This window comes from Symbiopectobacterium sp., from assembly GCF_051710365.1.
GTDB lineage: Bacteria > Pseudomonadota > Gammaproteobacteria > Enterobacterales > Enterobacteriaceae > Symbiopectobacterium.
Window position 1 is genome coordinate 1 of record NZ_JBPETA010000153.1, and the last position, 7,249, is coordinate 7,249.

General features: G+C 54.4%; 4 protein-coding genes and 2 pseudogenes. 3 read left to right on the plus strand and 3 right to left on the minus strand.

Annotated features, from left to right (window positions below; genetic code table 11):
- Positions 1-457 precede the first annotated feature (457 nt).
- Positions 458-1,348 carry a lipid kinase gene (locus tag ACTBDZ_RS13095; protein ID WP_438815642.1) on the plus strand — a complete coding sequence of 297 codons (891 nt, stop codon included), beginning with the start codon at positions 458-460 and terminating at the stop codon, positions 1,346-1,348.
- Positions 1,349-1,393: 45 nt separating this feature from the next.
- Here ACTBDZ_RS13095 and ACTBDZ_RS13100 read toward each other — a convergent pair whose 3' ends face one another.
- The 3 genes from ACTBDZ_RS13100 to moeA all read right to left on the minus strand — a co-directional run bounded on the left by ACTBDZ_RS13100 (position 1,394) and on the right by moeA (position 4,328).
- The gene (locus ACTBDZ_RS13100; RefSeq protein WP_438815643.1) at positions 1,394-1,993 is read right to left on the minus strand and encodes a nitroreductase family protein; all 600 of its coding nucleotides are present in this window, start codon (positions 1,991-1,993) and stop codon (positions 1,394-1,396) included.
- A gap of 311 nt (positions 1,994-2,304) precedes the next feature.
- Positions 2,305-3,087: a molybdopterin-synthase adenylyltransferase MoeB gene (gene moeB, locus ACTBDZ_RS13105; protein ID WP_438815644.1), complete on the minus strand. Its 783-nt coding sequence runs from the start codon at positions 3,085-3,087 to the stop codon at positions 2,305-2,307.
- 2 nt (positions 3,088-3,089) lie between these two features.
- Positions 3,090-4,328 carry a molybdopterin molybdotransferase MoeA gene (gene moeA, locus ACTBDZ_RS13110; protein WP_438815645.1) on the minus strand — a complete coding sequence of 413 codons (1,239 nt, stop codon included), beginning with the start codon at positions 4,326-4,328 and terminating at the stop codon, positions 3,090-3,092.
- Positions 4,329-4,697: 369 nt separating this feature from the next.
- On the opposite strand from moeA, the pseudogene ACTBDZ_RS13115 reads away from it, so the two are divergent.
- Positions 4,698-6,590, plus strand: a pseudogene (locus ACTBDZ_RS13115) (dipeptide ABC transporter ATP-binding protein).
- A 99-nt stretch (positions 6,591-6,689) separates the two neighbouring features.
- A pseudogene (locus ACTBDZ_RS13120) lies at positions 6,690-7,133 on the plus strand (ABC transporter substrate-binding protein); the annotation flags it as partial.
- Positions 7,134-7,249: the final 116 nt, after the last annotated feature.

Sequence of the window (7,249 nt, forward strand, 5' to 3'; positions counted from 1 at the left end):
CCAATGGCAACATTACTTGATGGTAAACGGGTCTGGGCAGAAAAAAATCTGAACCAGATTTAATCTGACAGACACCTGTATAAATAACCGGTAACTGTCAGATCAGGTCTGAGCTAGTACATTTTATTTAACCATACAGCGCTTGTCATTAGATCTACACGCAAAGCTGTACCCTCATAGTGTTCTGTGCGGGAGTGAAGGACGCCGCTGATTATGCATCAAGATGATACATGCAGCTAACTGAAGTTAAGCAGTCGCCTGACAAAACGGCAAACAGGCGTGTCATTTCTGTTGCGCGTCCTCCAGATGTTGCTCAAGCAAAAGTCGAAAGCCGTTCAATGTCATGTTTTGTAGACTAATGTCGCCTTCGGCAAGGGGGGTTGAGCGAGCGATTTATCCTGTGGTTAAATCGAGGGTTATTTAGGCACGCCATACGGGAAAGACAATCATGCCGCCGATGATGACAAGCCAACAGGAACCCGCCACCGCCTTGCTGTTGATTAATGAAAAATCAAGGAAGGGCGACTGCGCACGCAAAGAGGTGCTGGCTCAACTGACGGCGCAGGGACTGCGGGTGATCGTTCCCAACGCAGACCTGACGATGACCTACAGCGAATTGATCGAGCATTATGCCGATCGCGTCGATAGCGTCATCGTCGGTGGCGGCGACGGCAGCCTGAACGCGGCAGCTCCGGGCCTGGTGGCGACAGGGTTGCCGCTGGGAGTGCTACCGCTGGGAACGGCCAATGATTTTGCTTGCACGCTGGGTATCCCCTTCGATCTGAAAAACGCCATTTCGGTTATCGTTGCTGGTCACCGTCGAGCTGTAGATTTAGGAAAGGTGAACGGTCACCTGTTCTTTAACGTGTCCAGTATCGGTTTTTCTGCTGCTTTGGCGCGTGAACTGACCGCCGAATCCAAAAAACGCTGGGGAACGCTCGGCTATGCGCTGGCTGCCTGTAAGCTGTTGCGCCAAAGTCGGCCATTTCGTGCGGAAATTGTTCATGAAGGCACGGCCGAACGTGTCAGAACGGTACAAATCTCAGTGGGTAACGGGCGCTTTTATGGCGGCGGTATGACGGTAGAAGAGCGCGCCGCGCCGGATGACGGGCTGCTTGATGTTTATAGCCTTGAAGTGACCCATTGGTGGCAGATGATTGCGCTGATCCCATTTCTACGCCGTGGTACTCAAGGGCGTTGGCGTCAGGTGCGGGCTTTTTCCACGACGGAGTTGATACTTAACACTCGGCGACCGCACGATATCAACGCGGACGGTGAGCTGATTGGCCGCACTCCGGCACATTTTACCATTGAACAGAAAGCCATTGAGGTGTTTGCGCCGCGCTGATTCAGAGGCGTAAATACGCCCCTGAACGTCAGTGCGGTTTATTCCTTATTTGAAAACGCGAAAACGAGTTTCGTCATTAATATAGGTTTTCTCACCGGCCGGTTGCTCAATGGAGCAGAACGGTAACTGCGCCCGCAGTTTCCACTGCGCGGGTAAATTCCATGCTTTTTTCACATCATCATCAATCAGCGGGTTGTAGTGCTGTAGTGATGCACCGACGTTTTCTTGTGCCAAGGCGGTCCAGACGGCGAACTGCGCGATACCGGTGCCGTGTTCAGACCAGATAGGGAAGTTGTCAGCATAAAGTGCGAACTGCTTTTGCAAAGTCTCGATCACGTCAGTATCTTCAAAGAACAGCACGGTCCCGGCGCCCGCAGCAAACGAGGCCAGTTTTTTTTCGGTGGGCTCAAAAGCATCCGCAGGCACGATTTTTTGGAGCTGATGTTTGACGATATCCCACAATTTCTTATGCTGCGCGCCGAACAGGATCACGACGCGAGAGCTTTGCGAGTTGAACGATGACGGGCTCTGCTTAACCGCTGTAGTGACGATTTCGGTGATTTTCTCTTCAGAAATCGGCAGGTGTGAACCGATGGCATAGATGGAACGGCGAACCTTGATAGCCTGCAAAAATGCGTTGCTCATGCGTTATTCCCCTCTAATCATTCCTCATCAGGATGTTATTTCGCAACCTTGACGCAAAATACCTATACCCTAAATAATTCGAGTTGCAGGAAGGCGGCAAATGAAGGAACCCCGAATCACTTACTTAAGTAAGTGATTCGGGTGAGTGAGCGCAGCCAACGCATCTGCAACTTGAAGTATGACGGGTATATAATACTGTGGCACCCTTAAGTGACTGCTTCAAGTCTGATAGCTAAATACCATAGAAGAATAGCGGCTAAGCAAAAACGTGCCCAGAATATGGGACGGTAACCTGAGCTACCGTAGCCAGATCAGTGTCCGCACACCTCACAGTGTGGACTTTTGGGTAGCGTAATCGTGCGAAACTGTGTGGTCATGGCATCATACAACACCAACCGACCGACCGCAGGTTCGCCAAAATGCGCCAGCAGTTTGATCGCCTCCATCGCCTGCAAAGCACCGATGATACCGACCAGGGGGGACATCACCCCGGCTTCGGCGCAGGTGAGTGCGTTTTCACCAAACAGTCGGCTCAGGCAGCGGTAGCAGGGCTCTTGTTCACCGTAGGTAAACACGCTGATCTGGCCCTCCATGCGAATGGCAGCACCAGAAACCAGCGGCGTTTTGCTGTGAAAACAAAAGCGATTAAGGCGATCGCGTATCGCCACGTTGTCGGTGCAATCCAGTACCACCTGATGGCGCGTTACCAGCGCTTGCAAGGCTTCATCCGCCAGATCGTCGTTAATGCACTCCAGCACAATATGGGGATTAATCGCGGCCAGTTCCGTAGCGGCAGAGGTGACCTTTGCCATGTTGATACGTGCATCACGGTGCAAAATCTGGCGTTGCAGGTTGGAGAGCGCAACGGTGTCAAAATCCAGCAGCGTCAAATGCCCTGTGCCCGCCGCTGCCAGATACTGTGCTGCGGCACAACCCAAGCCGCCCAACCCCACCACCAGTACGCTGGCCGCTTTCAGCGCCTCCTGCCCGTCAAAATCGAAGCCTTTCAGCATGATTTGGCGGTTGTAACGCAGCATGTCGCTGTGGCTTAGCGCATCCTCACTCTCTGGTGCTTCGGGAGCGGTTGTTGACATTATCACTCTCCCAGCAGTGCATTGAAGGGTTCGATTTCAACCCACTCTCCGGCGGCTACCGCACCGCGCTCGGCTTCCAATACGATAAAGCAGTTGCCAAGGCTGAATGAGCTGAAGATGTGCGAGCCCTGATGGCCCGTGGCCCTGACTTCCAACTCACCGTGATCATTTCGGCTAACGATACCGCGTTGAAAATCGAGGCGGCCAGGGGTTTTCTTCAACGCCGAGGCCGCTTTCACTCGCTGGCACGGCGGGAAGTGCCACTGGCTGTGGCCGGAAAGCTGAGCGATGAGCGGTTGCACCAATTGATAGAAGGTGACGGCAGCAGAGACCGGATTACCGGGCAGGCCGCAGAACCAGGCCTGACGCAGTTTGCCGAAGGCGAACGGCTTGCCGGGCTTGATCGCCAACTTCCAAAAATGGATGTTACCAATATCGTCCAGAATCTGTTTGGTGTAATCGGCTTCTCCCACCGAAACGCCGCCGCTGCTGATGACCAAATCGGCCTCACTGTCGGCGCGTTGAAACGCGTCGCGCAGGGCTACCGGATCGTCGCGGATGATGCCGAGATCGAGAATATCGCAGCCCAGTTTTTCCAGCATCAGGCGTACCGCAAAACGGTTGGTGTCGTAAATTTGCCCTGCCTGTAATGGCTGACCGATACGCTGTAATTCATCGCCGGTAGAAAATACGGCCACGCGCAGGCGGCGTATCACGGTGACATCAGCCACGCCCAGCGATGCCAGCAGCGGCAAACGGGCTGGCCCCAATGCGCAGCCCGCCGGTAGGACGCGCGCGCCGCGCTGAATGTCTTCCCCTGCCAGACGGATATTTTGCCCCACCTTCACCGGGTGCGTGAAACGCACGCCGTTAGCCTCTGCTTCGGCGTATTCCTGCATGATAACCGCCTCTGTCCCCGGCGGAACCGGCGCGCCGGTCATGATGCGGATACAACTTCCTGCGGGCCAGTCACCAACGAACGGGTTACCGGCAAAGGCTTTCCCTGCCACGGGCAGCAGTGCATCAGCCTGTGCCAGATCGGCCATGCGCACGGCATAGCCATCCATCGCGGCATTGGCAAATGCGGGCACGTCGAGAGGAGAGGTTATATCGGTGGCGGTAATGCGGCCCGCAGCCTGTTCAAGAGAGACGATTTCGGTCTGCGCCAGCGGTGAAACCAGCGCCAGCATACGTTGCAGCGCTTGCTCAAGCGCGAGTAAACCTGAGGTAAATGCTTCCATGATGACTCCATTCGCCGACGTCTTTGCGTCGGGAGATCGGGCAAAACGCGATACAGTGCACTGGGATTACGCCAGCAAAGTGAACGCTATTATGTCAGAGAACACCCAGCGGGTGAACGTGACAACGTCAAGGTTATGGCAGGAAACTGCATCATCAGGGAGTAGTACCCTTTAAGACTGAACAGGTATAGATGGATTGATTATGTGCTGTAACGCAATGTTATAAGAGACATATTTTATTCATTGCACGGCAGTTTTATGCTAAACCTCCCTCAGTGTGCTAAATAAAACTAAAACCGTTTTTCAAACGGACTGATTCCGCTACACGTTAAACAAGGAGAGAAACCGTTCATGATATCCCATGCGCCCATGCGTGAAGTGGCTGATACTACACTGATTCTGCCGGAACAGCAGATTCTGTCAGTGCGGTCACTCGGCGTGCGTTTTCACGCGCAGCGGGAGCCGGTATCGGTGATCCACGATCTCTCGTTGACGGTTGCTCGCGGTGAGACGTTGGCGATCGTCGGTAAATCCGGCTCTGGAAAATCGGTCACAGCGTTAGCGATCATGCGTTTGATCGAGCAGGCAGGGGGCGATATTCATCACGGTGAGATTCTGTTTCGCCGTCGTAACGGCCATATTCTGGATGTCACAACTGCCAGCCAGCGTGAGATGCGCCGTTTACGTGGTGCGGATATGGCGATGGTATTCCAGGAGCCAATGACTTCGCTCAACCCGGTGTTTCCGGTTGGTGAGCAGATTGCCGAGTCCATCCGTTTGCACCAAGGCATGTCCGCGTGGGACGCGAAGGCAGAAGCGTTGCGCATGCTCGATCTGGTCAGAATTCCAGAAGCGAAAAGCGTGCTGGGTCGTTATCCGCACCAGCTTTCAGGCGGTATGCGCCAGCGTATCATGATCGTCATGGCGCTCTCTTGTAAGCCAACATTGCTGATAGCCGATGAACCGACCACCGCGTTGGACGTCACTATTCAGGCACAAATTTTACAACTGATTCAGCTATTGCAGCGCGAAATGGCGATGGCCGTGATTTTCATCACCCATGATATGGGCGTGGTAGCGGAAGTGGCCGATCGCGTGCTGGTGATGAATAACGGCCACTGTGTCGAAACCGCGGGCGTGGGCGAAATATTTGCCACGCCACAGCATGTGTATACCCGTGCATTGCTGGCGGCCGTACCGACGTTAGGAGAGATGCGCGGGCGTAGTGAACCGGCACCGTTTTCATTGCATCTCACCGACGCCTAGGGGCAGGCGATTGCTCCGCAAGCCGCGGCTAGCGAAGCATCGGCGAGCCTACCCGAACCGTCGACGCCCGTGTTGCAAGTGCGCGATCTGGTCACGCGATTTCCGCTGCGCCGGGGAATACTCAACCGCGTTACCCATCAGGTATATGCGGTGGAACACATCAGTTTCGATCTTTACCCCGGTGAAACGCTGTCGCTGGTCGGGGAGTCCGGCTGCGGAAAATCGACGGCAGCGCGCGCCTTGCTGCAACTGGTGCCGAGCCAGCGCGGCACGATTGCCTTCTCCGGTGAGCGCATTGAAGGTCTGGGCAGCGAGGCGCTGCACCGGATACGCCGCAATATTCAGCTGATTTTTCAGGACCCGTATGCGTCGCTGGATCCCCGCCTGACGGTGGGGTTCTCGATCATGGAGCCGCTGTTGGTCCACAAGGTGATGGATAAGCAGGCTGCTGAAGTGCGGGTGGCGCAACTGCTCAAACGGGTGGGGCTGTTGCCAGAACATGCCGGACGCTATCCACATGAGTTTTCTGGCGGACAGCGGCAACGCATATGCATTGCGCGCGCACTGGCGCTAAACCCCAAAGTGGTGATCGCAGATGAGGCGGTGTCAGCGCTGGATGTCTCTATCCGTGCACAAATCGTCAATCTGATGATGGAATTGCAGCAGGAATACGCTATCGCTTTCCTGTTTATTTCTCACGATATGGCGGTAGTGGAGCGCATCAGTCACCGTGTTGCTGTGATGTATTTGGGACAGATTGTAGAAATCGGCCCGCGTCAGGCGGTGTTTGAGAATCCTCAACATCCTTATACCCGTAAACTGATGGCAGCAGTACCGATCGCCGATCCGGGCCGCCGCCGTCACCGCCATGCGCTGCTGGCGAATGATATACCCAGCCCTGTTCGGGAGCTGGGCGATGAACCAACGATCGCACCGCTGATTGAGGTGGGTGAACGGCACTATGTGGCCCACCATGCGATTGCGGGCGCTTATTGACAGAGGATACAGGGAGATACGACCACAATGACACTTTTTACTCGCGTTAATCTGCTCACTGCCAAACGTGCGGGGGCGCTGGCAGTGGCGGCAGCCTTGATGGCGCCTGCACCTGCCTGGGCGGCGAAAGATGCTGTAATTGCTGTGGCATCCAACTTCACCACGCTCGATCCCTATGATGCCAACGACACCTTGTCGCAAACGGTAGCGAAATCGTTCTATCAGGGGCTGTTTGGTTTCGATAAGGACATGAAGTTGGTCAACGTGCTGGCCGAAAGCTATCAGGTCAGCGACGATAACCTTACCTATACCATCAAACTGCATACCGGTGTGAAATTTCATGACGGCACCGATTTCAATGCACAGGCGGTGAAAGTGAACCTCGATCGCGCCAGCAATCCGGAAAATCGCCTAAAACGTTATAACTTGTTCAAGGTGATTGCCAACACGGAAGTGGTGGATCCGCAGACGGTGAAAATCGTGCTGAAACAGCCGTTCTCGGCCTTTATCAACAACCTGGTACATCCTGTGGCGGGCTTTGTTGAATAAATAGAAAGTTTGGGTAATCATCGGAACAGATCACCATAGTTGTTTCAAAATCAGGTCTCCATGGCAAAACAAAATTTTAAAATCACTAACTGGCCCTCCTATAACAAGGC

Excerpts from the sequence above, each read along its gene's own strand:
- ACTBDZ_RS13095 (WP_438815642.1), top strand. The coding sequence starts at position 458 with ATGATGACAAGCCAACAGGAACCCGCCACCGCCTTGCTGTTGATTAAT.
- ACTBDZ_RS13100 (WP_438815643.1), bottom strand. The coding sequence starts at position 1,993 with ATGAGCAACGCATTTTTGCAGGCTATCAAGGTTCGCCGTTCCATCTAT.
- moeA (WP_438815645.1), bottom strand. The coding sequence starts at position 4,328 with ATGGAAGCATTTACCTCAGGTTTACTCGCGCTTGAGCAAGCGCTGCAA.
- moeB (WP_438815644.1), bottom strand. The coding sequence starts at position 3,087 with ATGTCAACAACCGCTCCCGAAGCACCAGAGAGTGAGGATGCGCTAAGC.